19 protein-coding genes are annotated in these 25906 nt (G+C 68.3%); 17 read left to right on the forward strand and 2 right to left on the reverse strand.

Going from position 1 to position 25906, the window contains the following annotated elements; genetic code table 11:
• The first annotated feature begins 80 nt into the window (after positions 1 to 80).
• The 17 genes from glmS (at position 81) to ychF (ending at position 22355) form a co-directional block, all read left to right on the forward strand.
• Positions 81 to 1928: a glutamine--fructose-6-phosphate transaminase (isomerizing) gene (glmS, locus tag HF885_RS03735; RefSeq protein WP_170103623.1), complete on the forward strand. Its 1848-nt coding sequence runs from the start codon at positions 81 to 83 to the stop codon at positions 1926 to 1928.
• Positions 1929 to 1931: 3 nt separating this feature from the next.
• Positions 1932 to 2498, forward strand: coding sequence for a holo-ACP synthase (gene acpS, locus HF885_RS03740; protein WP_170103624.1), 567 nt, complete (start codon positions 1932 to 1934; stop codon positions 2496 to 2498).
• A 7-nt stretch (positions 2499 to 2505) separates the two neighbouring features.
• Complete coding sequence (locus HF885_RS03745; protein ID WP_170103625.1) at positions 2506 to 4119, forward strand: NAD(P)H-hydrate dehydratase; 1614 nt, start codon at positions 2506 to 2508, stop codon at positions 4117 to 4119.
• Between the two features lie 11 nt (positions 4120 to 4130).
• Entirely contained in the window at positions 4131 to 5288 is a 1158-nt protein-coding gene (gene alr / locus HF885_RS03750; protein WP_170103626.1) for an alanine racemase, read from the forward strand.
• Positions 5289 to 5297: 9 nt separating this feature from the next.
• Entirely contained in the window at positions 5298 to 5933 is a 636-nt protein-coding gene (locus tag HF885_RS03755) for a uracil-DNA glycosylase (protein ID WP_170103627.1), read from the forward strand.
• A 2-nt stretch (positions 5934 to 5935) separates the two neighbouring features.
• The gene (gene tsaE, locus HF885_RS03760; RefSeq protein ID WP_170103628.1) at positions 5936 to 6454 is read left to right on the forward strand and encodes a tRNA (adenosine(37)-N6)-threonylcarbamoyltransferase complex ATPase subunit type 1 TsaE; all 519 of its coding nucleotides are present in this window, start codon (positions 5936 to 5938) and stop codon (positions 6452 to 6454) included.
• Between the two features lie 39 nt (positions 6455 to 6493).
• Positions 6494 to 8974 carry a tRNA (adenosine(37)-N6)-threonylcarbamoyltransferase complex transferase subunit TsaD gene (gene tsaD, locus HF885_RS03765; protein WP_170103629.1) on the forward strand — a complete coding sequence of 827 codons (2481 nt, stop codon included), beginning with the start codon at positions 6494 to 6496 and terminating at the stop codon, positions 8972 to 8974.
• A 245-nt stretch (positions 8975 to 9219) separates the two neighbouring features.
• A complete protein-coding gene (locus HF885_RS03770; protein ID WP_170103630.1) occupies positions 9220 to 10176 on the forward strand; it encodes a transporter substrate-binding domain-containing protein in 957 nt (318 codons plus the stop codon).
• A gap of 111 nt (positions 10177 to 10287) precedes the next feature.
• Positions 10288 to 11565, forward strand: a complete 1278-nt coding sequence (locus HF885_RS03775) for an amino acid ABC transporter permease (protein WP_170103631.1) — start codon at positions 10288 to 10290, stop codon at positions 11563 to 11565.
• Positions 11566 to 11568: 3 nt separating this feature from the next.
• Complete coding sequence (locus HF885_RS03780) at positions 11569 to 12354, forward strand: amino acid ABC transporter ATP-binding protein (RefSeq protein WP_170103632.1); 786 nt, start codon at positions 11569 to 11571, stop codon at positions 12352 to 12354.
• 3 nt (positions 12355 to 12357) lie between these two features.
• A complete protein-coding gene (locus HF885_RS03785) occupies positions 12358 to 13788 on the forward strand; it encodes a M20/M25/M40 family metallo-hydrolase (RefSeq protein ID WP_170103633.1) in 1431 nt (476 codons plus the stop codon).
• A gap of 82 nt (positions 13789 to 13870) precedes the next feature.
• The gene (locus HF885_RS03790; RefSeq protein ID WP_170103634.1) at positions 13871 to 15496 is read left to right on the forward strand and encodes an amidohydrolase; all 1626 of its coding nucleotides are present in this window, start codon (positions 13871 to 13873) and stop codon (positions 15494 to 15496) included.
• Between the two features lie 80 nt (positions 15497 to 15576).
• The gene (locus HF885_RS03795) at positions 15577 to 17508 is read left to right on the forward strand and encodes an NAD(+) synthase (RefSeq protein ID WP_170103635.1); all 1932 of its coding nucleotides are present in this window, start codon (positions 15577 to 15579) and stop codon (positions 17506 to 17508) included.
• Between the two features lie 313 nt (positions 17509 to 17821).
• Positions 17822 to 18112 (forward strand): co-chaperone GroES, encoded by a 291-nt coding sequence (locus HF885_RS03800; protein ID WP_090846803.1) that lies wholly within the window; start codon positions 17822 to 17824, stop codon positions 18110 to 18112.
• 51 nt (positions 18113 to 18163) lie between these two features.
• Positions 18164 to 19804 carry a chaperonin GroEL gene (gene groL / locus HF885_RS03805; RefSeq protein ID WP_170103636.1) on the forward strand — a complete coding sequence of 547 codons (1641 nt, stop codon included), beginning with the start codon at positions 18164 to 18166 and terminating at the stop codon, positions 19802 to 19804.
• 160 nt (positions 19805 to 19964) lie between these two features.
• The gene (locus HF885_RS03810) at positions 19965 to 21236 is read left to right on the forward strand and encodes a 4Fe-4S binding protein (RefSeq protein WP_170103637.1); all 1272 of its coding nucleotides are present in this window, start codon (positions 19965 to 19967) and stop codon (positions 21234 to 21236) included.
• Positions 21237 to 21281: 45 nt separating this feature from the next.
• The gene (gene ychF / locus HF885_RS03815; protein WP_170103638.1) at positions 21282 to 22355 is read left to right on the forward strand and encodes a redox-regulated ATPase YchF; all 1074 of its coding nucleotides are present in this window, start codon (positions 21282 to 21284) and stop codon (positions 22353 to 22355) included.
• Positions 22356 to 22503: 148 nt separating this feature from the next.
• On the opposite strand, the gene HF885_RS03820 is transcribed toward ychF, so the two are convergent.
• Both HF885_RS03820 and HF885_RS03825 read right to left on the reverse strand, forming a co-directional pair.
• Positions 22504 to 24162: an LCP family protein gene (locus HF885_RS03820; RefSeq protein ID WP_235927303.1), complete on the reverse strand. Its 1659-nt coding sequence runs from the start codon at positions 24160 to 24162 to the stop codon at positions 22504 to 22506.
• A gap of 50 nt (positions 24163 to 24212) precedes the next feature.
• Entirely contained in the window at positions 24213 to 25673 is a 1461-nt protein-coding gene (locus HF885_RS03825; protein ID WP_170103639.1) for an LCP family protein, read from the reverse strand.
• Between the last annotated feature and the right edge of the window lie 233 nt (positions 25674 to 25906).

A 25906-nucleotide genomic window follows, 5' to 3' on the forward strand; every position in this document is an offset into this window, starting at 1 on the left:
CCGGTGTCAAGTGCTGGTACCATGGACACCTAACCATGGACGCATGCTGCGCCTTGGGCGCATACACAGGAGGTAACCAAATGTGTGGTGTCGTAGGATACACCGGTAAGGGCCAGGCAATCGACTTCCTCCTCTATGGGCTGCAGACCCTGGAGTATCGCGGGTACGACTCCGCGGGCGTCGCCGTGCTCTCGCCGGACGACAACCTCCACCTCGTGAAGGTGGCCGGGCGCGTCGCCGCCCTGAAGGAGCGCTGCGACGCGGCGAACCTCGTCGGTTCCACGGGAATCGGCCACACGCGCTGGGCGACGCACGGCGCCCCGACAGACCGCAACGCCCACCCGCACACGAGCTGCGACGGCCGCATCGCCGTCGTCCACAACGGCATCATCGAGAACTACGAGGCCCTGAGGCGCCAGCTCATGGCGGAGGGCCACAACTTCAAGAGCGACACGGACACCGAGGTCGTGGCACACCTGGTCGAGGACGCGTGGCGCGGTCCCGCGAGGGGCGACCTCGCGTCTGCCGTCCGTTACGCGTGCGACAGGCTCGAGGGCTCCTGGGCGCTCGGCGTCGTCTGCGCCGACTGCCCTGGCGAGGTCGTCGTGACGAGAAAGGCGTCGCCCCTCGTCGTGGCGTCCACCAAGGACGGCGCCTATGCGGCGTCGGACGTCATGCCGCTTGCGAGGGCGACGTCGCACTGCCTGCAGCTTGACGACTATGACATCGCCACGCTGCACGAGGACGGATCCATCGACATAGTCGACCGCGAGGGCAACGTCGTCGAGCACCCGAAGGCGCTCGACATCGACTGGGACGCCTCCGCCGCGACGCTCGGTGGCTACTCCGACTTCATGGCGAAGGAGATCGCGGAGCAGCCGGCCGCCATCTCGCGCCTGCTGAAGGACCGCCTGGGCAAGCACGGCGTCGAGCTGGACGAGCTGTCCATGAGCAACGACGACCTCGCCGCGATCGACCGGGTGTACATGGTCGCGTGCGGCACGTCGTACCACGTGAGCCTCATCGCCCGCGAGCTGGTGCAGGACTGGGCGAAGATCCCCGTGTTCTGCGAGTACGCCTCCGAGCTGAACTACAAGGAGCCGCTCGTCACCGACCACACCCTCTGCGTCATCATCACCCAGTCCGGCGAGACGGCGGACACGCTGACCGCCGCCAGGAGGATGAAGGCGCTCGGCTGCAAGGTGTTCGCGATCACGAACGTCCTCGGCTCCTCGGCCGCGCGCGAGTCGGACGGCACGATGTACATCCAGGCCGGTCCCGAGGTCTGCGTCGCCTCCACGAAGGCGTACACCGCCCAGATGGTGGCGTCCGCCCTTCTCGCCCTGCGCCTTGCCCTTGCGAACGGGAGCATGGGCGAGGACGAGGTGCGCGGCCACTTCGCGAGCCTGGAGCAGGTGCCCTCCCTCATGGAGGAGGTCATCCGTCGCAGGTGGCAGGACAAGCAGGCCGCGCGCGTGTTCCGCAACGCGAAGTCCGCGCTGTTCCTGGGACGCGGCGTGAACTCGACCACCGCGTACGAGGGCGCGCTGAAGCTGAAGGAGATCAGCTACCTGCACGCGGAGGCGTATCCCGCCGGCGAGATGAAGCACGGCCCCATCGCGCTCCTCGAGCCGGGGTTCCCCGTGGTCGCCATCGTGCCGGCGGACCACGTGCACGACAAGACGGTCAGCAACATCGAGGAGTCCATCGCGCGCGGCGCCACCGTCGTGGCCGTCGCGACGGACGGGGACGAGCGCGTGGCGAAGCTGTGCGAGAACGTGCTGTGGATTCCGCCGTGCCCCGAGGAGTGGATCGTGCCGCTCGTGGCCGTGGTGCACCTGCAGCTGCTGGCCCGCTACGTGGCGCGCGCACGCGGCTGCGACGTGGACAAGCCGCGTAACCTTGCGAAGTCCGTCACCGTGGAGTAGGCCGTGGCGCGCGTTGGCATAGGCGTGGACATGCTCGAGATCGCGAGGATGGAGCGCGCCCTGACGAGGCACCCCAGCTTCGCGGCGCGGGTGTTCACGGACGACGAGCGCGCGTACTGCGACTCGACGGCGCGCCCGGCCGAGCACTACGCCGCGCGCTTCGCCGCGCGCGAGGCCGTGGTGAAGGCGCTGGGCACGGGCTTCTCGGAGGGCATCGGCATGCGGGACGTCTCGGTGGGACGAGACGTGCGCGGCCGGCCGGTCGCCATCCTCTCGGGACGCGCGACCGAGGTGGCCCGCGGGCGGGGGATTGACGAGGTGGTGCTGTCGCTCTCGCGCACGCACGAGGTCGCGGTGGCGAACGCCGTCGCCATGACGGACGACGTCCGGCCGCACGCGGACGAGGGCCCGGACCCGAAGAGGGAGCTCCAGGCCTCGTTCAAGGAGGCAAAGTCGATAATCGACGAGCTCGAGCGGCTCCAGGACGGCATAATGGATACGCTTGGGGAAGATGGTCCCGCGGAGCCCCGGGAAGACGAGCTGCCGCTCGAGGGCTCGATGGGAGAGTGAGGCGCACATGCAGCCAGTTCTGAACGTGGAAGACGTCAAGCGCGTCGAAGCCGGGCTCACGGAGGTGGGCGTAAGCATATCCGAGCTCATGCACCGGGCGGGTTCCGCGGCCGCGAGCGAGGTCGTCCGCATGGGCGACCTGGGAAGCGTCGCGGTCTTCTGCGGCCTGGGAAACAACGGGGGCGACGGCTGGGTCGCCGCGGAGGCGCTCCACGCCAAGGGCGTCGCCGTCACCGTCGTGAGCCCCGTCGAGCCGAACGACATCCAGGGGGACCTCGCGCGCGTCGTCGCGAAGAGCGCGCAGGCGGCCGGCGTCGACATCGTGGTCGCCCCGCCGCGCGACAAGGTGGTCGAACTTCTCTCCGGCACGGACGTCGTGGTGGACGCCATGCTGGGCACCGGCTTCCATGGCACGCCCAGGGCCCCGTTCGACATCTGGATCGGCTGCATCAACGCGTCCGGCGCACGCGTGCTCTCCGTGGACGTGCCGAGCGGGCTTTCCGCCCAGACCGGCCTCGCGGACAGCGAGTGCGTGATCGCGGACACCACGGTGACGATGCTCGTGCTGAAGCCCGGCCTGCTTTCCGACAGCGGCCGCGACGCCTGCGGCGCCATCATCGTGGCGCCCCTGGCCGAGCAGACGGAGCGCCTGGCCATAGAGGCCGACCCCGTGGCATGGCGTGCGGACCTGGACGACTACGTGGACGTGCTCGAGCCCGCCTCGAATGCCGTCGACAAGTTCTCGCGCGGGTCCGTGCTGGTGGTGGGCGGCTCGACGCGCTTCGTCGGCGCGCCCATGATGGCGGCCATGGCGGCGGCGCGCGCCGGCGCCGGCTACGTGACGCTTGCGGTGCCCGAGCCCGTGGCGCCCATCATCCAGGCGCGCATGATGGAGATTCCCGTGCTGGCGCTGCCGGCGGGCAGGGACGGCACGTTCTCGAGTGAGGCGATCCAGCTCGTGGCGGAGCTGGCCGAGAAGCGCACGGCAACCTTGGTGGGCCCCGGCATGCGGGTGAGCTCTGGCACCGTGGGCGTGGTGTCGAGGCTCCTTGAGACGAAGGTTCCCCTGGTGGTCGACGCGGATGGCCTGAACTGCATCTCTCGTCTGACGTCGAACAGGGCCGACGAGTTCCCGGAGCTGCTGCGACGCGCCGCGCCGCTCGTGCTGACGCCGCACCGCAGGGAGCTTGGCCGCCTGGTGGGGCTGGAGGACACGCCGCCCGCGTCGCTCACCGCGGCCATGGAGGCCGCTCGCCGCATCGTGTGGGCGGACGGCGGCTCCGAGCTGACCGTCGTCGCGAAGGGCTCCGCCACGGCGTGCGTGGGCGTGGACGTCGCCGTGCTGCCGAAGCCCGGCCCCGCCGCCCTGGCGACCGCCGGGTCCGGGGATGTGCTCGGGGGCGTGATCGCGGCGTTTCTCGCCCGGTCGAACGTGGACAACGAGGACATTCCCGTGCTGTGCTCTCTTGCGTGCGAGGTGCACGGGTACGCGGGGTCCATCGCCGCGGAGCGCTTTGGGTCTCGCGGCGCGATGGCACGCGACATTATCGATGCGCTGGGGCTTGCCGAGGACGCTCTTGAGGAGCAGATGACCTTCCCCGACTCCGGCGGAGCGGAATAGGTGGAGGACAGATGCCAGTTACGTATCCCAAGAACAGGTGGGCGTGGGTCGAGGTGAGCCTTGCGGCCATCCGCAAGAACACGAGGGCGTTCAAGGCGCTCCTGGAGCCGGGCGTCAAGATGATGTGCGCCGTGAAGGCGGACGCGTACGGACACGGAGCCGTTGAGTGCGCGAAGGTCATGCGCCAGGCCGGTGCGGACCAGTTTGCCGTCGCGACGGTGGACGAGGGCATCGAGCTGCGCCGCGGTGGCATCGCGGAGCCGATCCTGATGCTGAATGAGTCGCCGCTGGAGAGCCTGGACGACCTTCTGGAGTACGACATCATGCCAGCGGTGTACGACAGCGACTTCGCGCTCGCGTACGGCGAGCGCGCCGTGGCGCTGGGCAAGGTGGGCCGCTACCACCTGGCCGTGGACACCGGCATGTCGCGCATCGGCGTGATGCCGCAGGACGCCGTGGAGTTTCGCCACATGATCGACTTCCACCGCGGACTGGAGTGCGCCGGTACCTTCACGCACTTCGCCACGGCGGACGTGATAGGCGACTGGGACTTCAAGCAGCAGGCGCAGCGCTTCGCGGACACGGTGGGCGCGCTTCGCCAGGCCGGGCTCGAGGTTGGGCTCGCGCACTGCGACAACACGCCGGGCACCGTGCTGCACCCCGAGTACCACTACGGCATGTGCCGCGTGGGCATTGGCCTGTACGGCCTGCAGCCCGCGGAGACGACGGCGCCACGCATTAGCCTGACGCCCGCGATGAGCGTGCGCGGCCGCGTGACGCGCGTGGCGAACCCCGCCGTGGGCGAGGGCGTGGGCTACGGCCTGACGTACCGCGTGTCGAAGCCGAGCATCCAGATCGCGACCGTGCCTATTGGCTACGCCGACGGCCTCGCGCGAAGCCTGTCGAACAACATGGACGTGATCGTGAACGGGGCGCGCGCCCGCCAGGTGGGCCGCATCTGCATGGACCAGTTCATGTTTGCGGTGGACGTCAACAGCGTGCGCGCGTACCACCCGGCGCAGCCGGTGCAGCGCGGCGACATCGTGACGATCATGGGCCGCGACGGCGACGAGGAGATCACGGCGGACGAGCTCGCGGCGCGCCGCGACACGATCAACTACGAGGTCGTCTGCAACTTCAGCGAGCGTCTCGACAGGATCTACGTCTAGGGGGCACGGATGCCGGTTATGCGGATTCCCGGCCACGAGCACCAGCGGCCGGGCGAGGTGTCGCTGCAGGAGATCAGGGACGTGCTGGGAGACTGCCGCCTGTGCCCTCTGGCCCAGACCCGCACGAACATCGTGTTTGGCGTGGGCGACCCGCATGCCCGCGTCATGTTCATAGGCGAGGGGCCGGGCAGGAACGAGGACCTGCAGGGCGAGCCGTTCGTGGGCGCGGCGGGCCACAACCTGGACTCGCTGCTCTCGCTCGCAGGCCTCACGCGCGACCAGGTGTACATCGCGAACGTGATCAAGTGCCGCCCGCCGTCGAACCGCAACCCGCGGCCGGAGGAGATAGAGGCGTGCTCGCCGTTTCTGCGCGAGCAGATCCGCAGCGTGTGGCCGGACGTCCTAGTGTGCTTGGGCAACTTCGCCACGCAGTTCGTGCTGCGCACGGACAAGGGCGTCACGCACCTGCGCGGGCACGTGTACCAGACGGGGCACTTCGCGGTGGTGCCCACGTTCCACCCGGCGGCCTGCCTGTACCACGAGCAGTGGCAGCCGCTCTTGGAGCAGGACATCGCCATGGTGGGCGCGTGGCTGCGGGAGCACCCCGCGGCGCGGGCGGACCAAGATGCCGGAAGCAAGGAGTGACCATGGGCCAGATTGCGGCAAGGCGCGGCAGGGGCGAGTTCTTCTCGACCTCCGCGGAAGAGACCATAGGCCTGGGCGAGGTGCTGGGACGCGTGCTTCGTCCCACGGACGTGCTGGTGCTGACCGGCGACCTCGGCGCCGGGAAGACGCAGCTCACCAAGGGCGTCGCGCGCGGCATGGGCGTGACGGACGACGTGACGAGCCCCACGTTCACCATAGAGATGGTGTACGAGGGCTCGCGCATGCCGCTGTACCACTTCGACCTGTACCGCCTGGACAGCGCGGACCAGCTTGAGGACACGGGGCTGTTCGACGTGCTCGGCGCGGACGGGCCGTGCCTCATCGAGTGGGGCGAGCAGTTCTCGCGCGAGATCGGCGACGACCGCGTGGACGTGTTCGTGTCGCGCCTGGACGACGAGGTCGCCGGCGGTCAGGAGCCGCCGCGCGGCATCAGGCTCGTGCCGCGCAACGCCAGGGGAGAAGAGCTGCTCGACCGGCTCGACGCCGAGCTCGGGAACTGACTGACAAGGGGGCGCGCGACGCCCCGGGAAAGAGTGCACATGCAGACAGACAGCGCCACCAGCGACGTCACCGGCAACGGCGACCTCACGGTCCTTGCCGTCGACACCTCCACCGACATGCTCGCCTGCGCCGTGGCGCGCGTAGCCCCGCAGGCGGACGGCGCCCGCGGCGTGGACGTGCTCGCCTCGGGCGACCACCTGTGCCGCCGCCACGCGAACGAGCAGCTCGTGAACACGGCGCTGGACTGCCTGTCCCAGGCGGGCCTTGCGATGGCCGATGTGGACGCCGTGCTCGTGGGCCGCGGCCCCGGCTCGTTCACGGGCGTGCGCATAGGCATCGCGACGGCAAAGGGGCTCGCGTGCGGCCTGGGCAAGGCGCTGTACGGCGCGTCGACCCTGGACGCCGTGGCGTGGGGCGCGTGGTCCGCCGGCGAGCGCGGGCTTCTGGCCGTGGTGGACGACGCGATGCGCGGCGAGGTCTACCCCGGCGTCTACCTGCTGGACGACGCGGGCGCGCACCGCACGTTCGACGCGGAGCGCGTCGTGAGGGCAGACGACGCCGTTCGCGAGCTCGCGGCCCGCACGGACGCAGCCGAGCTCGCGCTTGCGGGCGACGGCCTGAAGAAGTACCGCGACCGCTTCGAGGCGGCCGGCCTCGCGCGCGTGCTGGACGAGTCGCTGTGGCACCCCACGGCGCAGGGCCTCGCACGTGCCTGGGCGGCGTCGGCCGCGCGTGGCAGCGGCGACCCGGCCCTGGTGCTGCCCATCTACACGCGCCTCTCTGATGCGGAGGAGAACGAGCGCAAGCGCCTGGGCCTCAAGGCCCCCGCGAGCGTCGAGGTCACCGGCGTGGACGACGCGCTGGCGGACAGGCACCTGCAGCTGCGCCCCATGTCCGTGAACGACCTGCCGGCCGTCGCGGCGCTCGAGAGCGAGTCCTACGCGGGCGCCGCCCACACGCCGTGGAGCGAGCGCATGTTCTACGACGAGCTCTCGCAGCCCGGTCGCAGCTGGTGGGTCGCGCACGACCTCGGCACCATCATCGGCTTCGCGGGCGGCCAGCTCGCGGGCGACGACTTCGAGGTGACGGACGTCGTCGTCGCGCGCGACAGGCGCCGCCAGGGCATCGCCTCCCGCCTCGTGTCGCGCATCTGCTACGACGCCCACGTTCTGAACGCCGCAACGGCGTCGCTCGAGGTGGACGAGAAGAACGCGCCCGCGCGGGCCGCGTACGCCTCCCTCGGCTTCAGGGAGGCCGGGCGCCGCCGCGCGTACTACGGCGAGGGGCACGACGCGCTCATCCTCAAGGTGGCGCTGCCGCTCGCGGCGGACGCGGAGCACACGCTCGACCACGTGGAGCCGTCGGCCTCCATAAGGCCGTGGCCCATCCAGGTGGGGGAGCGCGACGCACGGGTGCGCGAGCGCCTCGCTGCCGCGGGCGACCTCGTGCTCTCGATCGAGTCGTCGTGCGACGAGACCGCGATGGCTGTCATCAACTCGCATGGCGAGATCTGCGCAAACGTCGTCGCCACGTCGATCGACTTCCACGCGCGCTTCGGCGGCGTCGTGCCCGAGATCGCGTCACGCAAGCACGTCGAGGCGATCGTCGGCGTGTTCGAGGAGGCCATGGCCCAGGCCGGCCGCCACTTTGGCTGCGACACGCTCACGCCGCGCGACCTGTCCTGCGTCGGCGTCACGGCGGGTCCCGGCCTCGTGGGCGCCCTCGTCGTGGGCGTCGCGTTCGCCAAGGGGCTCTGCGCCGCGACGGGACTTCCGCTCACGGCCGTGAACCACCTCGAGGGACACCTGCTCGCGAACCTGTTCGAGACCCCGGACCTCACGCCGCCGTTCGTGGCGAGCCTCGTGTCCGGCGGCAACACCATGCTCGTCCACGTGCGCGACTGGGGCGACTACCAGGTCCTCGGCGCCACGATCGACGACGCCGTCGGCGAGGCGTTCGACAAGGTGGCGAAGGCGCTCGGCCTCGGCTACCCCGGAGGCCCCGTCATCTCGAAGCTCGCGGCCAAGGGCAACAAGAAGGCCATCCACTTCCCGCGCGCCATGATGCACAGCCACGACTACCGCTTCAGCCTCTCCGGCCTAAAGACGGCCGTCATCACGTACATCGAGGGCGAGAACAAGGCCGGCCGCCCCATCAACCTGCCGGACCTTGCCGCGTCGTTCGAGGCCGCCGTCATCGACGTCCAGGTGTCGAAGGCGATGGCCGCCGTGGACGAGACGGGCGTCGCGGACTTCTGCGTCGGCGGCGGCGTCGCGGCGAACCCGGAGCTCCGCGCGGAGTACCGTCGCAAGTTCGGCCGTCGCGGCGTGCGCGTCACCGTGCCGCCCATGGTGGTCTGCGGCGACAACGGCGCCATGATCGCCGTGGCGGCGCTCAGGAACTATCGCGCCGGCCAGTTCGCGGACCTCTCGCTCGATGCCAACCCCAACGCCAAGCTCGGCTGCTGGTCCTCGGGCGAGAAGCCCGTGGTGAGCGGCCCGTGGCCGCGCAAGGCGTAGCGCGGCGCAAGGAAAACGCAAAAGTAATTTATGACCGGTCGACCTGCGACGTTTTGCATGCCGGCCGGTTACGCTGTTGTTACCGCTGGCCCGTGGGGTGGCGTCGCGCCGCCAAACGGCGTATGGTTTCAGTGTGCACGTAGCTTTCTCGCATTAAGTTGCAAGGGGGAGGGGAATGGGTCCCCTCCGGTTGCGTTGCGCGGAAGGGGTCTTTTCACAGCTTGCCAAGGGAATCGAGGAACACCATGACCCAGAAGCACGATTTCGAGCTAATCAATCCGCAAACGAACACGTCGGGACGCGACGCCGCAAGGCAGCTCTCCCGCCGTGGCTTCCTGAAGGTCTCCGGCATGACGGCCATCACCGCAGCCGGCCTCACCTTCCTCACCGCGTGCGGCCCCGCCGCGCAGGGCACCTCCGACAAGTCCTCCTCTTCCTCCTCCAAGTCCGACAGCGGCGTCCTCGGCGACGGCAAGACCCTGCGCGTCGGCATGGAGGCCGCATACGCCCCGTACAACTGGCAGACCACGCAGAAGTCCGAGTACACCATTCCCATCGAGAACGTGGACGGCGCGTACGCGGACGGCTACGACGTCCAGTTCGCGAAGGTCGTCGGCAAGGCGCTCGGCATGAAGCCCGTCGCCGTCAAGATGAGCTTCTCCGGCCTGATCGACGCCCTCAACAACGGCCAGATCGACGTGATCATCGCCGGCATGTCCGCCACGAAGGAGCGCAGGCAGTCCATCGACTTCTCCAAGCCGTACTTCGTGGGCGGCTTCGGCCTCCTCGTGAAGAAGGGCTCCAAGTACGCCAACGCGAAGTCGCTGGAGGACTTCTCCGGCGCCGCGGTCCTCGGCCAGAAGGACACCCTGCTCGACACCGTCATCGACGAGATCCCCAACGTCAACCACCTCACGCCGGTCGACTCCGTGCCCAACCAGCTGTCCCAGCTCGACCAGGGCACCTGCGACGCCATCACCTACAACACCGAGAACACCAACGGGTTCCTGCGCGCCAACCCCGACCTCGTCGCCATCCAGTTCGAGAAGGGCAAGGGCTTCAAGGAGACCGTCCCGGCCAACGTCGGCGTCGCCAAGGGCCAGAAGAAGGTCCTCGCGAAGATCAACAAGGCGCTTGCGGCCGTCGACCAGGACACCCGCACCAAGATGTTCGACGCCGCCGTCGAGCGCCAGCCGTCGTAGGCCGTGCCGCATCGCGCATCGCGTTTCTAGGTAGAGAAGAGCGTGCCCTCCCGCCCGCAGCTGCGTGGCGGGGGGCACGCATCACGCATTAGTCGCAAGGAGGTCGTGCGCATGAGCACAGCCCAAGGTGCGAAAGGCACCCCAAAGGAGAAGGGCAGGGGCCGTCTTGGCAGCTTCCTGCTAGAAGACCACCGCTACGTCCTTCTGGGGACGAGCGTCGTCGCCGCGCTTGGCATGTGGCTCTCGATGCAGCCGCGCTCGGCGCTCAGCTTCCTGGCGCCCGTGTACGCGCTCGAGGTCGTCATGTACTACGTGCTGCTCGCGTGGCTCGTCGTGTCGGCGGTCGCGCTCGTAACGAAGCTCGTCAGGTGGCGCGACTACGCCCAGACGTCGCCGTTCGCGAAGCCGGCGGCCCGGCGTGCCGAGCGTCTGTGCTCCTACGTCGTCTGGCTCTTCTCGGCCGTGCTCTTCCTCGACCGCGCCGTCATGGGCTTCGTGTCCGTGGTGCAGGGCGCCGTCTCGTCCAACTCCAACCCCAAGGACTTCCTCAGCGCCATGGTGTACATGGTGTACAAGGGTCGCGGCATCTTCGCGCGCGGCATCGCCACCACCATCGAGCTTGCCGTGTTCGGCACCGTCATCGCGTTCTTCCTCGCGCTTCTGCTGGTGTTCCTGCGCCTGCAGCAGGTTGACCGCCCGGACAACGACTTCGTGCGCTTCCTCAAGGTCGTCGGCTGCGGGTTCGCCAAGGTGTACTCCGCCGTGGTCCGCGGCACGCCCATGATGGTGCAGTCGCTCATCATCTACTTCGCCGGGTTCGCGGTGCTTTCCGGCTCCGGCATGAGCACGAACGAGATCCGCGCCGTGTGGTCCACGTTCGTCGCCGGCCTCGTCACCATATCGCTCAACTCCACCGCGTACATGATGGAGGTCCTGCGCGGCGGCATCGAGGCCGTCGACCCCGGCCAGACGGAGGCGGCGCGCTCGCTCGGCCTCTCGCAGTGGCAGGCCATGAGCAAGGTCGTCTTCCCGCAGGGCATCAAGAACTCCATCCCGGCGCTGTCCAACGAGCTCGTCATCAACATCAAGGACTCCTCGGTCCTCTCGGTCATCGGCGTGTTCGACCTCATGTTCGCCACGACCACCGTCGCCGGCATCTACTACCGCCAGCTCGAGACCTACACCGCGGCGGCCGTGTGCTACCTCGTTCTCACCATGATCGCGTCGAAGCTCCTCTCCATGCTCGCCGTCCGCCTGGACGCCCCTGCCATGGGGCCGGCGCTGTCGTCGTCCGAGGTCAAGGTCACCACGGGCGTCGCCGGCAGCGCGAGCCAGACCATCAAGACCGAAATCGAGTCCGCACAGACCCAGCACAGGGGAGGCATGTAGGCCATGGCAGCAAGCAACACCGCGGGCACCGAGCCCGTCATCAGGATCGGGGGCCTGCGCAAGAGCTTCGGCGACCACGTCGTCCTCAAGAACATCGACTTCGACGTCATGCCGGGCGAGGTCGTCACCATCATCGGCGCGTCGGGCTCCGGCAAGTCGACGCTGCTGCGCTGCATCAACCTGCTCGAGACGCCCGATTCCGGCCACGTGTGGTTCCACGGCCAGGACCTCGCGGCGGAGCACGTGGACGTCAACAGGCTGCGCGAGAAGATCGGCATGGTCTTCCAGGGATTCAACCTGTTCAACAACCTCAACGTGCTCCAGAACTGCACGCTCGCGCCCGTCACGCTGAAGAAGATGGGCAAGGCCGACGCCGAGGCCGAGGCGATGCGCCACCTTGCGGAGGTCGGCCTCGCGGACTTCGCGAAGTCCCCGGTCACGTCGCTTTCCGGCGGCCAGAAGCAGCGCGTCGCCATTGCGCGCGCCCTGTGCATGAGGCCCGACCTCATGCTGTTCGACGAGCCCACCTCCGCCCTCGACCCAGAGATCGTGGGCGAGGTCTTGAGCGTCATGCGCGACCTCGCGAAGGACGGCATGACCATGGTCGTCGTCACGCACGAGATGGAGTTCGCGAAGAACGTCTCGGACAAGGTGGTCTTCATGGACCAGGGCGTCATCGCGGAGCAGGGCGACCCGCAGCAGATCTTCACGAACCCGCGCATGCCCCGCACCCGCGAGTTCCTCTCGCGCTACCTGGAGGACAAGCCGGCAGAGGTGCGGGAGGCATAGCGCATGGCGTCCGTATGGCAGTTCTTCTCGCACGAGGGCGACTACGCGGACCTCAACGAGGCCGCCGTGTGCTCCCGCCTTGCGCAGGCGCTCTCAATCGCGACGGTGGACGGTCCCTCGCACGATGCGACGGACTGGTCTGCCTTCGACGAGCTGGGCGAGTTCTTCCGCAGGTCCTTCCCGTACGTGTTCGAGGCGGCGGAGGTCGAGAAGGTCGACCACTCGCTCATGCTCACGCTCCACGGGCGGGACGCCGGCCTCGACCCCGTCATGTTCATGGGCCACATGGACGTGGTGCCCGTCGTCCCCGGGACGGAGGACGACTGGGAGCATGGCGCCTTCGACGGCCGCATGGACGACACGTACGTGTGGGGCCGTGGCGCCCTTGACATGAAGGACCAGGTCATGGGCGTGCTCGAGGCCGTGGAATACGCGCTGCGCCACGGGTGGGAGTTCCGCCGCACGCTCATGCTGTGCCTGGGGCAGGACGAGGAGACCCTCCAGTCCGGCGCCCGCGCCATGGGGAGGCTCCTCGCAAGGCGCGGCGTGCGCCTGCACTTCGTGGTGGACGAGGGCGACTACCTCGTGACGGACCTCGCGCACCTTGGCGCGCCCGGGCGCCACTGCATGACGGTCGGCCTTGCCGAGAAGGGCTACGCCGACGTCCGCCTCGTCGTCCGGAGTGCGGGCGGGCACTCGTCCAACCCCTATGGCGGCACGTCGCTCGCACACCTCGCGAAGGCGATCGACCGCGTGGCGAGCAGCCCCTGGCCGGCCGAGCTCATCGAGGTCGACCGCACGATGCTCGCCGCGATCGCGCCGTACGTGACGGAGGGCCCGCTCGCGCGGCTCGTCTCGGGCGGCCGCGCGTCCATCGACGCCCACGCGCAAGAGATCGCGGACGTCTTCTATCGGGACCCGAGCCTGTTCCCGTTCGTCACCACCACGGTCGCGCCCACCATGATCGAGGGGTCGTCCCGCCAGCCCAACGTCATGCCGCAGGACATGAGCGCCACCATCAACTTCCGCATCCTGCCCGGCACGACGGTGGCGCAGGTGGAGGAGCGCGTCCGCGAGCTCGTGGACGGCCTCGGCGTCGAGGTGGAGCTCAAGGCGGACGTGTGCAACGACCCGTCCGGCACGTCGCGCGCGGACGGCGAAGGCTTCGCCGCGCTCCAGGAGGCGGCGTCGCGCTACTTCGCGGAGCCGGGCGACGGCTCGCCGCTGCCGCTCGTGCCGTCGCTCCAGACCGGCGCGACGGACGCGAGCATGTACGAGTGCGTCTGCGACAGCTGCCTGCGCTTCTCGCCCTTCGTCGCGGACGCGGACGAGGTGGAACGCGGCGTGCACGGTACGAACGAGCGCATCACGCGCCGCGCGTACCTGCAGGGCATCAGGTTCTTCGTGCGCCTCATACAGCAGGCGCTGCTGTAGGGACGCTGCCGTAGGCGCGTGCGGGTGCCGTCTTGCCACGGCGTCCTCCGCGCCGCACTCACACGTAGGAGGTCAAGGGCCCATGGGTTCTCTGAGCGTCGCTATGTCAAACCACGTCTTCCTGGGGCAGGGGAGCCCGGACGTCCGCGCCGCCCTCGTGATCGAGGGCGACACCATCCGCGCGGTCGCGTCGCCGGAGCACCTGGCCCACGTCGTGCCGGAGGGCGTGCCCGTGCGCGACTTCGGCGACGCGTTCATCTGCCCCGGCTTCCACGACGCGCACCAGCACGTGTTCCACACGTCGCTCTTCCGCAGCGACCTCGCGCTCTCGTACGCGGGCACGAGCGAGAAGGACTGCGTCCGCAGGCTGCGGGAGTTTGCGGCGGACCACCCCGGCGACGGCTGGCTCCTGGGCCAGGGCTTCCGCTCCGCGCTCTGGGACCCGCCCGTACCGCCGACGCGCGCCTCGCTCGACGAGGCGTTCCCGGACCGTCCGGTCTGCATGTACGAGGGAGACCTCCACACGCTGTGGGTCAACACGCGCGGCCTTCGGGAGCTCGGCATCACGGACGACACCGTTCCGCCGGCGGGCGGCTTCTTCGACCGCGACGAAGACGGCCACCTCACCGGCGTCATCCACGAGGCGGCCGGCATGTACTACGTGTCGAAGGTGTTCGCGAGCCTGCCTCGGCAGGGCGTGCTCGACGCGTACCGCGACTACTTCCGCATGAGCCTCTCGCAGGGCATCACGAGCGTGTGCGACATGGCGCTCTGCGCCATCCCGGGCACGGACTTCGTGTACGACGACATCTACCGCGAGCTGCTGGACGCGGGGCAGGTTCCCATGCGCGTGCACCTGTACCCGCAGAACGTCGGAACGTTCGAGCGCGTAGAGAGCCTGCAGGCAGAGTTTCGGGGCAAGATGGTGCGGGTCCCGGGCACGAAGCAGTTCTTCGACGGCATCTCGAGCGCGCACACGGCGTGGCTGCACGAGCCGTACGCGAACCCGTACTTCCCGGGCGACTGCGGCAGGCCCACCGTCGATGCGGAGGTCATGCGCTCCTATGTGATGGAGGCCGCGCGCCGCGGCATCGCCACGCGCATCCACACCATAGGCGACAGGGCCGTCAGCACCGCCATCGACATCTTCGCGGAGGCGCGCCGCACGTACGGCCGCCCGCGCCAGGGCATGAACGCGATAGAGCACATCGAGAACCTCACCCCCGCGGACGTGGAGGCCATGGCCAGGATCGACCTCGTCGCGTCCGTCCAGCCGCAGCACGTGGTGATAGACGTGACGCAGCCGGAGCGCGACCTGGGCCCGGAGCGCGCGTCGTTCATGTGGCCGTTTGCAAGCTACGCCCGCGCGGGCGTCACCATGGCGTTCGGCACGGACTCGCCGTGCGTGCCCGACAGCGCGATGCAGGTGCTCAGCTGCGCCGTCACGCGCGAGGTGCCGCAGACCAACCAGCCGTCCGGCGGCTGGCTTCCCCAGGAGCGCATATCCATGCCGCGCGCGATCGACGCGTACACCCGCGGCAGCGCGCGCCTCGTAGGCCGCGAGCACGAGCTCGGCACGCTCGCCGCGGGCAAGCTCGCGGACTTCGTGGTGCTGGACACGGACCTCGTCACCGCGGACCCGGAGCGCATCCAGGACGTCGCGACCGTCGCCACGTACGTCGGCGGCGTGCCGGTGTGGGAGGCATAGCCCCGCAAGTTGGCATATGCTGTCTGTGACGGCACGCGCGGACGGCGCCCGCGCCACGAGCGCTCGCGAAAGGGGAGTTCATGCAGGACGGATTCGTAAAGGTCGCGGCCCGGACCCCGGAGGTCCGCGTGGCCGACGTCGACTTCAACGTCAAGGCCGTGGTGCAAGAGGTGCGCGAGTCCTTCTCGCTCGACGGCGCCCGCGTCATCGTCCTACCCGAGCTCGCGCTCACGGGCTACACCTGCGAGGACCTGTTCTGGCAGGACGCGCTTCTGGACGCCGCCGAGAAGGGCGTGGCGGACGTGGCCCGGGCCACGTCGCGCGTGGACGCCCTCGTGCTGGTGGGCGCGCCCGTGCGCGCGGGCGGCAAGCTGTACAACTGCGCCGTCGCCCTTGGCCGCGGGCGCGTCCTCGGCATCGTGCCGAAGCGGCACATTCCCAACTACAACGAGTTCTACGAGGCGCGGCACTTCTGCGCCGGCCCCCTCGACGTGACGCGCATCGACTTCGCGGGGCAGCGGGGCGTGCCGTTTGGCGCGCGCCAGCTGTTCGCGTGCGACAGCATGGCGAACCTCGTCGTCGCGGCGGAGGTGTGCGAGGACCTGTGGGTGCCCGAGCCGCCGTCCATCGCGCACGCGCTCGCCGGCGCCACCGTGCTGTGCAACCTGTCCGCGTCGAACGCGATTGTCGGCAAGGCGGCGTACCGCCGGAGCCTGGTCGCGGGGCAGTCCGCGCGCCTCGTCGCGGGCTACGTGTACTGCAGCGCCGGCTGGGGCGAGTCCACGCAGGACCTCGTGTTCTCCGCGCACGACATCGTGGCGGAGAACGGCAGCGTGCTCTCGGAGGGCAGGCCGTTTCGCGAGGCGCGCGCCACGAGCGAGGTCGACGTCGACATGCTCGCGGCGGAGCGCCGCCGCCTGAGCACGTTCGTGACCGCGCCCTCCGGCGAGGCCGCCGGCTACGTGGTCACGCCCTTCTCGCTCGAGGCGGAGCCTACCGACCTCACGCGCTGGGTGGACCCGCACCCGTTCGTGCCGTCGGACGCGGCGCAGCGCAGCGCGCGCTGCGAGGACGTGCTCTCCATCCAGTCGTTTGGCCTGGCAAAGCGCATGGCGCACACGCGCTCCAAGGCAGCCGTCATCGGCGTGTCCGGCGGGCTGGACTCCACGCTCGCCCTGCTCGTGACCGCGCGCGCCTTCGACATCCTGGGCATGGACCACTCCGGCATCGTTGCCGTCACCATGCCGGGCTTCGGCACCACGGAGCGCACGCACGGCAACTCGGAGGTCCTTGCGGACGCGCTGGGAGCGACGCTTCGCGAGGTGAGCATCACGAAGGCGGTGCGCCAGCACTTCGCGGACATAGGGCACGACGAGAAGGACCACTCCGTCACGTACGAGAACGCGCAGGCCCGCGAGCGCACGCAGATACTGATGGACGTCGCGAACCAGGTGGGCGGCCTCGTGGTGGGCACGGGCGACCTGTCGGAGCTCGCGCTGGGCTGGGCCACGTACAACGCGGACCACATGAGCATGTACGGCGTGAACGCGTCCGTCCCGAAGACGCTCGTGCGGCACCTCGTGCGCTACGTGGCGGACACCACAGAGTCGGACGCGCTCTCGGAGGTGCTGCTCGACGTGCTGGACACGCCCGTCTCGCCGGAGCTTCTGCCCGCGGAGGAGGACGACACCATCGCGCAGCGCACGGAAGACCTCGTCGGCCCGTACGAGCTGCACGACTTCTTCCTGTACCAGGTGCTGCGCCGCGGCTTCCCGCCGCGCAAGGTGTACCGCCTCGCGCGCTACGCGCTGGGCGACTCCTACGACGACGAGACGATCCTCACGTGGCTGCGCACGTTCTACCGGCGCTTCTTCTCGCAGCAGTTCAAGCGCAGCTGCCTGCCGGACGGGCCGAAGGTCGGCTCCGCGGCCGTGTCGCCGCGCGGCGACCTGCGCATGCCGTCGGACGCGTGCTCCGCGCTCTGGCTTGCCGAGCTGGAAAAGCTGTCGTAGCGTTCGCGGCGCCGGTGCGCGGCTCCCGGCGCGGAGCCCTGCGCGGGCGACCTCGCCCCGCCGCCATCTTTATGAAGCAAGACGCATGTCGGCCCGGCTTTGTGCCGGGCCGCGTGCGTATGTCGCCAGAAACATGCACATGCGTTGCCCCATGCGAGAAAATCTAAGTGCCGCCTGTAAGATTTTTTCTCTTTTGTTGTATAAGGGTTGGGTTCTGGGTAGAATTCAGAACGTCAGATAGGCGAGAGGGGGTGCAAGCCCCTTCAGATACCAAGAGACGTGCAGGTACGCACGATAACGGGAGGTTTTGACCATGACTCTTAAGCCGCTTGGTGACCGCGTTCTTGTTAAGCCCGCTCCCAAGGAGGAGAAGACCGCTTCCGGCCTCTACATCTCTTCCGGTGCTCAGGAGAAGCCGCAGCGCGGCGAGGTCGTCGCCGTCGGCGCCGGCAAGCTCAACGACAAGGGCGAGCGCATCGTCCCGGACGTCAAGGTTGGCGACCAGGTCTACTATGGCAAGTTCGGCGGCAACGAGGTCAAGGTCGACGGGGAGGACTTCCTCCTGCTTCGTGCCGACGACATCTACGCGATTATTACCGAGTAGCCGGCAGGCTTCGCAGGACATCTCACAAACGAGTGACATCGGAGGATAAGAATGGCTAAGGACATTGTTTTCGGCACCGACGCACGTGCCAAGCTCGCCAAGGGCGTGAACACCCTCGCTGACGCCGTCACTACCACGCTTGGCCCCAAGGGCCGCTACGTGGCGCTGCAGCGCTCCTACGGCGCCCCCACCATTACGAACGACGGCGTGTCCGTCGCAAAGGAGATCGAGCTGAAGGACCCGATCGAGAACATGGGTGCCCAGCTCGTGAAGGAGGTCGCCACCAAGACGAACGACACCGTCGGTGACGGCACCACCACCGCGACCCTGCTCGCCCAGGTCATCGTGAACGAGGGCCTCCGCAACGTCGCCGCTGGCGCCAACCCCATCGCGATCCGTCGCGGCATCGACAAGGCCGTCGATGCCGCCGTCTCCGAGATGAAGAAGATGTCCGCCGACGTCTCCACCTCCGAGCAGATCGCGTCCGTCGGCACCATTTCCGCCGGCGACCCCGCCATCGGCCAGAAGATCTCCGAGGCCATGGAGGTCGTGGGCAAGGACGGCGTCATCACCGTCGAGGACTCCCAGACCTTCGGCATCGACATCGACACCGTCGAGGGCATGCAGTTCGACAAGGGCTACATCTCCCCGTACTTCGCCACCAACAACGACACGATGACCGCCGAGCTGCAGAACCCCTACATCCTGATGACTGACCAGAAGATCAGCAACATCCAGGACATCCTGCCCGTGCTCGAGGCCATCCAGAAGAGCGGCTCGCCGCTGCTCATCATCGCCGAGGACGTCGACGGCGAGGCCCTGGCGACCCTGATTCTCAACAAGCTCCGTGGCACGCTGAACGTCGCCGCCGTGAAGGCCCCCGGCTACGGCGATCGCCGCAAGCGCATGCTCGAGGACATCGCCATCCTGACTGGCGGCCAGGTCGCCATGAAGGAGCTTGGCGTCGAGCTGACCGACGTCACCGCCGAGATGCTCGGCCGCGCCAAGTCCGTAAAGATCACCAAGGACAACACCACGATCGTGGACGGCGCTGGCTCCAAGGAGGCCATCGAGGACCGCATCTCCCAGATCAAGGGTGAGATCGAGCACACCGACTCCGACTTCGACAAGGAGAAGCTGCAGGAGCGCATGGCCAAGCTGTCCGGCGGCGTCGCCGTCATCAAGGTCGGCGCGGCTACCGAGGTCGAGCTGAAGGAGATCAAGCACCGCATCGAGGACGCGCTGCAGGCAACCCGCGCCGCCGTCGAGGAGGGCATCGTCGCTGGTGGCGGCGTCGCGTTCCTGGAGGCCGCGAAGGCTCTGGACGGTGTCGAGGCCGCTGACGCAGACGAGCAGATCGGCGTCGATATCATCCGCAAGGCCCTGACCGCACCGGTCAAGACCATCGCGCAGAACGCCGGCTTCGAGGGCTCCGTCGTAGTCGAGAAGATCAAGACCCTGCCTGAGGGCGAGGGCCTGAACTCCGCCAACGGCGAGTGGGGCAACATGATCGAGATGGGCGTCCTCGACCCCGTCAAGGTCACCCGCACCACGCTCCAGAACGCCGCCTCCGTCGCGTCCCTGATTCTCATCACCGAGGCAACCGTCTCCGATGAGCCGAAGGACACCACCATCGAGGAGGCCATCTCCGCTGCGGCCGCACAGGGCGGCCAGGGCGGTGGCATGTACTAAGGCCATTCGCTAGGCGATAGCGTTCGGTCCCGGATTCCCGCGGCATGTTCGCGGGGGTCCGGGACCTCTTTTTGTATGCGTGTCGGTCGAGTCGGCCATTGCGGCTCGCATATGGCCGTTAAGCGGTACAATTGCAGTTCGGCAACACGAAGGGGGAGACATGGCCCAGAAGCGCGACGTAATCGACGACCTCATTGACATCCAGAGCGACTGGAAGGCCGTCAAGAACCCGTTGGGCGGTCTGGCCGGCTCCCTTGCCGTCGACCCCGAGAACGCGAACTTCTACGACCCCTCGGACTACAAGGAGCGTCCGCGCGCGAACTCCCTGTTCTGCACGCGCGTCGCGTCGGAGGGCGCGGACGACTGCCACCGGTGCCTGGACGTATGTCCCGTGGATGCCATCACCGTCACGAAGAACGCCGTCAAGATCGCCGACAACTGCCGCAAGTGCGGCCTGTGCAGCGTCGCCTGCCCCACGGAGGTCTTCGTCGCGTACAAGGTCACCCCGAAGAGCCTGTACGACAGGATCTCAAAGGCGGCGAGCGAGTACGAGCAGTGCTACATCACCTGCACGCGCGCCCTGGGACGCAACCCCAAGGACAACGAGATCCTGCTGCCGTGCGTGGGCGCCGTGTCGCGCGAGACGTGGTTCGCCCTGCTGAGGGAGTACGACAACCTGAGTGTCTACCTGCCCCTGGGCATCTGCGACAAGTGCCGCAACGTCACGGGCGAGGAGGCGTACGCGAACGAGATCGCGGCGGGGGAGGAGCTGAGCCACGGGGCCATGGGCCTCGAGGTGGACGAGAAGGACCTCACCCACGAGCAGACGCGCGCCTACAAGCGCAGCCAGTTCATGTCGACCATGGTGAAGGCCGGCACGGCGGCGCTCGCCACCACGAACCCCGCGATGTCGGGGGCCGCCGCGATTGCCGAGAAGGTGCGCAGGCACTCCCAGCAGATGACGGAGCTCCAGAACTCCCTCGAGCGCGCGGTCGGCGCGAAGACGACGGAGAAGCGCCGTCGCATCCTCACGCAGAACCGCAAGCTCATGCTCACGACCATCCAGAAGGACAACTCGCTCGCCGAGGGCTTCGACCTGAAGATTCCCAAGTGCGACCCGGAGCTGTGCACCGCCTGCGGCGACTGCGTCACGACGTGCACGCTGCACGCGTGCGACCTGGACGGGCACGGGCACTTCTCGGTTGAGCCCGCGTACTGCGTCAACTGCGGCGCCTGCGCGAAGGCGTGTCCCGAGGGGGCGCTCTCGATGGTGGACTGCGACAAGAGGGAACTCGTGGTTCGCGACGAGGAGGCAGAGCGCCGCAAGCGCGCCGCGGCAAAGCAGAGGGCCCGGATCGAGAAGACGAAGGCCGAGGGCAAGAAGCAGCTCAACAGGGTGCTCGACGGTCTCGAGCGCCTTGCCGACGAATAGCCTAAGCAAGGCTCCCGCAAGTTTCTACCAGACGGAGATGAGGACGTGTCACTTTCAATCGGCATCGTAGGTCTGCCCAACGTGGGCAAGTCGACCCTGTTCACCGCGCTGACCCGCAAGGGCGGGCTCTCGGCCAACTATCCCTTCGCCACGATCGACCCCAACGTGGGCATCGTGGACGTTCCCGACGAGCGCCTGAACAAGCTCGCCGAGATGGTGCATCCCGCAAAGATCGTTCCGGCCTCCGTCGAGTTCGTCGACATCGCAGGCCTGGTCAAGGGCGCCAACGAGGGCGAGGGCCTCGGCAACCAGTTCCTGGCGAACATTCGCAACTGCGACGCCATCTGCGAGGTCGTCCGCTTCTTCAAGGACCCCAACGTCATGCGCGAGACCGGCCGCACCGGCGAGTTCGTGGACCCCGCGGCCGACGTGGACACCATCCAGACCGAGCTCATCCTCGCGGACCTGGGCTCGCTCGAGCGTTCCATCCCCAAGCTCGAGAAGGAGGCGAAGCGCGACAAGGAGATGAAGCCGCGCCTGGACGTTGCGAAGCGCCTGCAGGACTGGCTGAACCAGGGCAACCGCGCCGCGACCCTCGACCTCACCGACGACGAGCGCGCCGCCGCCCACGACCTGTTCCTGCTGACCATGAAGCCGATCCTGTACGTCGCGAACTGCGACGAGGACCAGCTTCACGACGACCTCACCATCCAGGGCCAGAAGGCCATCCCCATCTGCGCGGAGGTCGAGGCCGAGCTCGCGGACCTCGACGCGGGGGAGGCAGCGGAGTACCTGGAGTCCATGGGGCTGGAGCACTCCGGCCTCGAGACCCTGGCCCAGGCGGCGTACCATCTGCTTGGCCTGCAGAGCTTCTTCACGGCCGGCCCGAAGGAGGTCCGTGCCTGGACCGTCCGCATCGGCGCGAAGGCCCCGGAGGCCGCCGGCGTCATCCACTCGGACTTCGAGAAGGGCTTCATCAAGGCCGAGACCATCAGCTACGACGACTACGTCAGCCTCGGCGGCGAGCAGGGCGCGAAGGAGGCCGGCCGCATGCGCATGGAGGGCAAGGACTACGTCGTGCAGGATGGCGACGTCATGGTCTTCCGCTTCAACGTGTAGCGCATAGCAACGCATGCGCCGCCCGTCGCGCAGATCTTGCGCGGGTCTTGTGCACGGGCGAGAAGAACGCTCCCCTCCGGCTTTGCGTCAGCCCGGAGGGGAGCGTTTCTCGTCTTGGTGCCCTGGGTGCAGCGACCCGCGGCGGCCCCTAGTTCGTGCCGGAGACGGCGTTGCCGCCGGCGGACGTCGTGCCCGTAGCGCCCGTCGCGTCGGCGGACTTGGCGGAGCCGTCGACCCAGTCGGCGCCAAACACCACCACGACGTCGGTCGAGGTGTCCCACGAGCCGTCGTTCTTCACCGGCGCGGCGGAAAGCCCCAGCGTCTTCGCGACGCCCGCCGCCTTCGCCTCCGCGTCGCCGTTGTAGTAGACCGTCGTCTTCGCCTGCAGCGACGGAGCGTCGTTCGTCGTCGCCGTGAAGCCGGCGCCGGTCAGCGTGGACGCGCCGTTGCCGGCGACGCCGGCGGTAGAGGTGCCGTTCAGCACGAGCACGGTGCCAGCGTACTCCGGGGTCACCTGCGTCGCGCCGCCTGCGCCTGCGCCGCTGGAAGACGAGTCGTCCCCGGTCGAGGTGCTCACTCCCACGGACCCCGCGACGCCCGCGGTGAAGTCCTGCGACGCGTCCTCGTACGGCGGTAGGCCCCTGTTCACGCGGTCCATGATCTTCTTCCACGCAGTCGTATCGCAGATCTCGTACCACGTGTTGTCGACGTACTGGCTCAGGGTGGGGCATTGGCCGGAGTACAGGTCCTTCTCGATGTCTATGCCCTTGAAGCCCGACGCGAGCGACGCGATGGACGTCACGTCCATGTCGGTCGTGACGTAGCCGGAAAGCGTCGTCACCGTGGGAACGATGGTCGAGGCGCCGCCCTTCATCACCTTCTTGATGACCGCGCCAATCAGCATGCGCTGGTTCGCGGCTCGATAGAAGTCGCCTCCGCCGTAGCTGTCGTACGCGTGGCGTGCGCGGCCAAGCAGCGCCGCCGTCTTCCCGTCGAGCTTCTGCTTGCCTGCGGGCAGGTCGAGGCCGGTGTACTTCGGGTCCTTCACCGCCACGGGCAGGTCAACGGTTACGCCGCCGATGGCGTCGACCACCTTCGCGAAGCCGTCCATGTCGATCTCGGCGTAATGCGAAATGTCCACGCCTGCGAACTCGCTCACGACCTTCGTCGCGTATGCGGCGCCGCCAAACGAGTACGCGGAGTTGATCTTCTGCTTGCCGTTCGAGCCCAGGTCGACCAGAGTGTCGCGCGGGATCGAGATCAGCGTGACCTTCTTGTTGCGCGGGTCCACGCGGGCCAGGATGATGGTGTCTGTGCGGTATGCGCTGTAGTCCTTGCCGTATTCCTTGCTCTCCGCGCGCTCCTCGTCCTTGTCGATGCCAAGCAGCAGCATGTAGAACGGGTCGCCGGGGTCCTTCGTCTCTACAAGGGTGTCGCGCAGCTTGTCGTCCACGCCCGAGGTGATGGCGGTGTTGATGTGGTGCACGTACGCCGCGACGGCGACGCCGCCCGCAACCACCAGCGCCACCAGAACCAGCAGCACCGCGCGCAGCACGTGGTGGCGACCCCGGCGCTGGCGCTTCTCGATGTAGTCCCCCGCGCCCTTCGCGCGAGAATAGTGCGGCGCGTTTGGGTTGGCGGCGCCATGCGGCGTCGCGACCGCCCTCGCGGCCGAGGCGCCGTGGTGCGTCCGCGCGCCGGCGTGAGGACCCCTTGGTACGTCCGGCAGCGGGGCCTGGACCTGAGGCCGAGCTTCGCCCTCGTTCGTGTCTGCCTGCTGCGGCGCCTTTGCGCTGTGCTTACCCAAGGTTCCTCCTTGCGCGCGGCCTCCTGGCCCGGAAGCCGCCGTGTGTCGCGTTAGCCCTGGTCGCTTCCAAGGATAACGATAACGTCCTGCGTGGTCACGTAGCTTCCGTCGTTTGCAATCGGCTCAACATCAAGCCCGAGCGTCTTCACGACGCCCTTCGCCTCCGCGAGCGCGTCGTCGCCGTTGTAGATGACCTTCGTCTCGCGCGTGGTCTCGGCCGCGTTGCCGGCGACCGCGTCAAAGCCGGCGCTCGCGAGGCTGTCCGCGCTCCTTCCGGCCAGGCCGTCGATGCCCGATCCGTTCAGCACGCGCACGCTGCCCTCGAAGGAGGGCTCCACGTCGCCCTCGTCCCCGTCCGAGCCCGAAGAGTCGTCCGCACTCGAGGACTCGTCCGACGAGCTCGTCCTTGACTTCTTCGCGGACCCGCTCGCCGCCGCGATGCCGCTCGTGGGGTCCTCGTCGGAGCTGGAGTACGGGCTCTTGCCCTTCTCGACGCGCTCCATCATCTTCTCCCACGCGGATTCGCGCAGGATCTCGTACCAGCCGCCGTCGACGTAGCTGCTGTCCGTGGGCGCCATGCCGGTCATGATGTCCTTGCTCGTGTCCATGCCGCGCATCTTGCTCGCCAGCGACACGATGTCCGTCGCGCTCATGTCGGTGTGGACCATGTCCGCCATGGCCGTCACGGTCTTCGTCATGGTCGCCACGTCGCTCGAGAGCACCTTCTTCGCGACGGCCGCGATGACGGCGCGCTGGTTCGCGGCGCGATAGAAGTCGCCTGCGCCGTAGCTGTCGTACGCGTGGCGTGCGCGGCAGAGAAGGGCCGCCTTCTTGCCGTTGAGCTTCACCTTGCCCGCGGGCAGGTCAAGCTTGGTGTACTTCGGGTCCTTCACGGCGACGCCAAGGTTCACGGTCACGCCGCCCACGGCGTCCACGACCTTCTCCATGCCGTCCATGTCGACCTCGGCGTAGTGCGAGATCTTGATGCCCGAAAGCTTCTGCACCGTCTTCACGGCGAGCGTCGGCCCGCCAAGGGCGTACGCGGCGTTGATCTTCTGCGTACCGTACTCGCCCATGTCGACCCTGAGGTCGCGCGGGATGGAGACGAGAGTGGCCTTCTTTTTCTGCGGGTCGATGCGGACCAGCATGATGGAGTCGGAGCGGTATGCCCCCTCGCTCGAGCCGTACTCGCTGCCCTTCGCGCGGGCCTCGTCCCTGTCCACGCCAAGCAGCAGCATGTAGAACGGCTTGCCCGCCTGCCTCTTGGAGAGCGTGCCCAGAAGCGAGCTGTCGATGTTCTTGCGCAGGCGGGAGTTGATGTTGCCCAGGTAGGCCGCGCCAAGGCCGGCAGCTGCCACGACGAGCACAAGCACGCACGCGAGTGCCGCCTTCACGATGCGGCGCGTTCGACGGTGGCTGCGAGCCTGTGCGTAGTGGGCACGCGAGCAGCCGCGGGAGAGCCCGCGCGCGTCGCGAATGAGGTCCTCGTCACCCATGTTCTTGCGCGCCACGTCGTGTCCTTCCGTCAGAGCTGCGCCAGACGATGCGTACAACCAACTAATATTACCTGCGAGAACATGCCACCTTATGAAGTACACAAAGCCTGCTGGAGCAGTCGCCCCGCGCCCTCCCGCGGACCGCGCCCACGGCACCCGCGGTCCTGAACCCCCGCCCGCGGGTGCCGTGGGCGGATGCGCGACGGGCGGATGTCTGTTCTTCTCGCGCGCACGCGCTGTCGCGCGAG

Source organism: Parafannyhessea umbonata (genome assembly GCF_012844235.1).
Lineage (GTDB): Bacteria > Actinomycetota > Coriobacteriia > Coriobacteriales > Atopobiaceae > Parafannyhessea.

Excerpts from the sequence above, each read along its gene's own strand:
- glmS (WP_170103623.1), top strand. The coding sequence starts at position 81 with ATGTGTGGTGTCGTAGGATACACCGGTAAGGGCCAGGCAATCGACTTC.
- HF885_RS03745 (WP_170103625.1), top strand. The coding sequence starts at position 2,506 with ATGCAGCCAGTTCTGAACGTGGAAGACGTCAAGCGCGTCGAAGCCGGG.
- alr (WP_170103626.1), top strand. The coding sequence starts at position 4,131 with ATGCCAGTTACGTATCCCAAGAACAGGTGGGCGTGGGTCGAGGTGAGC.
- HF885_RS03755 (WP_170103627.1), top strand. The coding sequence starts at position 5,298 with ATGCCGGTTATGCGGATTCCCGGCCACGAGCACCAGCGGCCGGGCGAG.
- tsaE (WP_170103628.1), top strand. The coding sequence starts at position 5,936 with ATGGGCCAGATTGCGGCAAGGCGCGGCAGGGGCGAGTTCTTCTCGACC.
- tsaD (WP_170103629.1), top strand. The coding sequence starts at position 6,494 with ATGCAGACAGACAGCGCCACCAGCGACGTCACCGGCAACGGCGACCTC.
- HF885_RS03770 (WP_170103630.1), top strand. The coding sequence starts at position 9,220 with ATGACCCAGAAGCACGATTTCGAGCTAATCAATCCGCAAACGAACACG.
- HF885_RS03775 (WP_170103631.1), top strand. The coding sequence starts at position 10,288 with ATGAGCACAGCCCAAGGTGCGAAAGGCACCCCAAAGGAGAAGGGCAGG.
- HF885_RS03780 (WP_170103632.1), top strand. The coding sequence starts at position 11,569 with ATGGCAGCAAGCAACACCGCGGGCACCGAGCCCGTCATCAGGATCGGG.
- HF885_RS03785 (WP_170103633.1), top strand. The coding sequence starts at position 12,358 with ATGGCGTCCGTATGGCAGTTCTTCTCGCACGAGGGCGACTACGCGGAC.
- HF885_RS03790 (WP_170103634.1), top strand. The coding sequence starts at position 13,871 with ATGGGTTCTCTGAGCGTCGCTATGTCAAACCACGTCTTCCTGGGGCAG.
- HF885_RS03795 (WP_170103635.1), top strand. The coding sequence starts at position 15,577 with ATGCAGGACGGATTCGTAAAGGTCGCGGCCCGGACCCCGGAGGTCCGC.
- HF885_RS03800 (WP_090846803.1), top strand. The coding sequence starts at position 17,822 with ATGACTCTTAAGCCGCTTGGTGACCGCGTTCTTGTTAAGCCCGCTCCC.
- groL (WP_170103636.1), top strand. The coding sequence starts at position 18,164 with ATGGCTAAGGACATTGTTTTCGGCACCGACGCACGTGCCAAGCTCGCC.
- HF885_RS03810 (WP_170103637.1), top strand. The coding sequence starts at position 19,965 with ATGGCCCAGAAGCGCGACGTAATCGACGACCTCATTGACATCCAGAGC.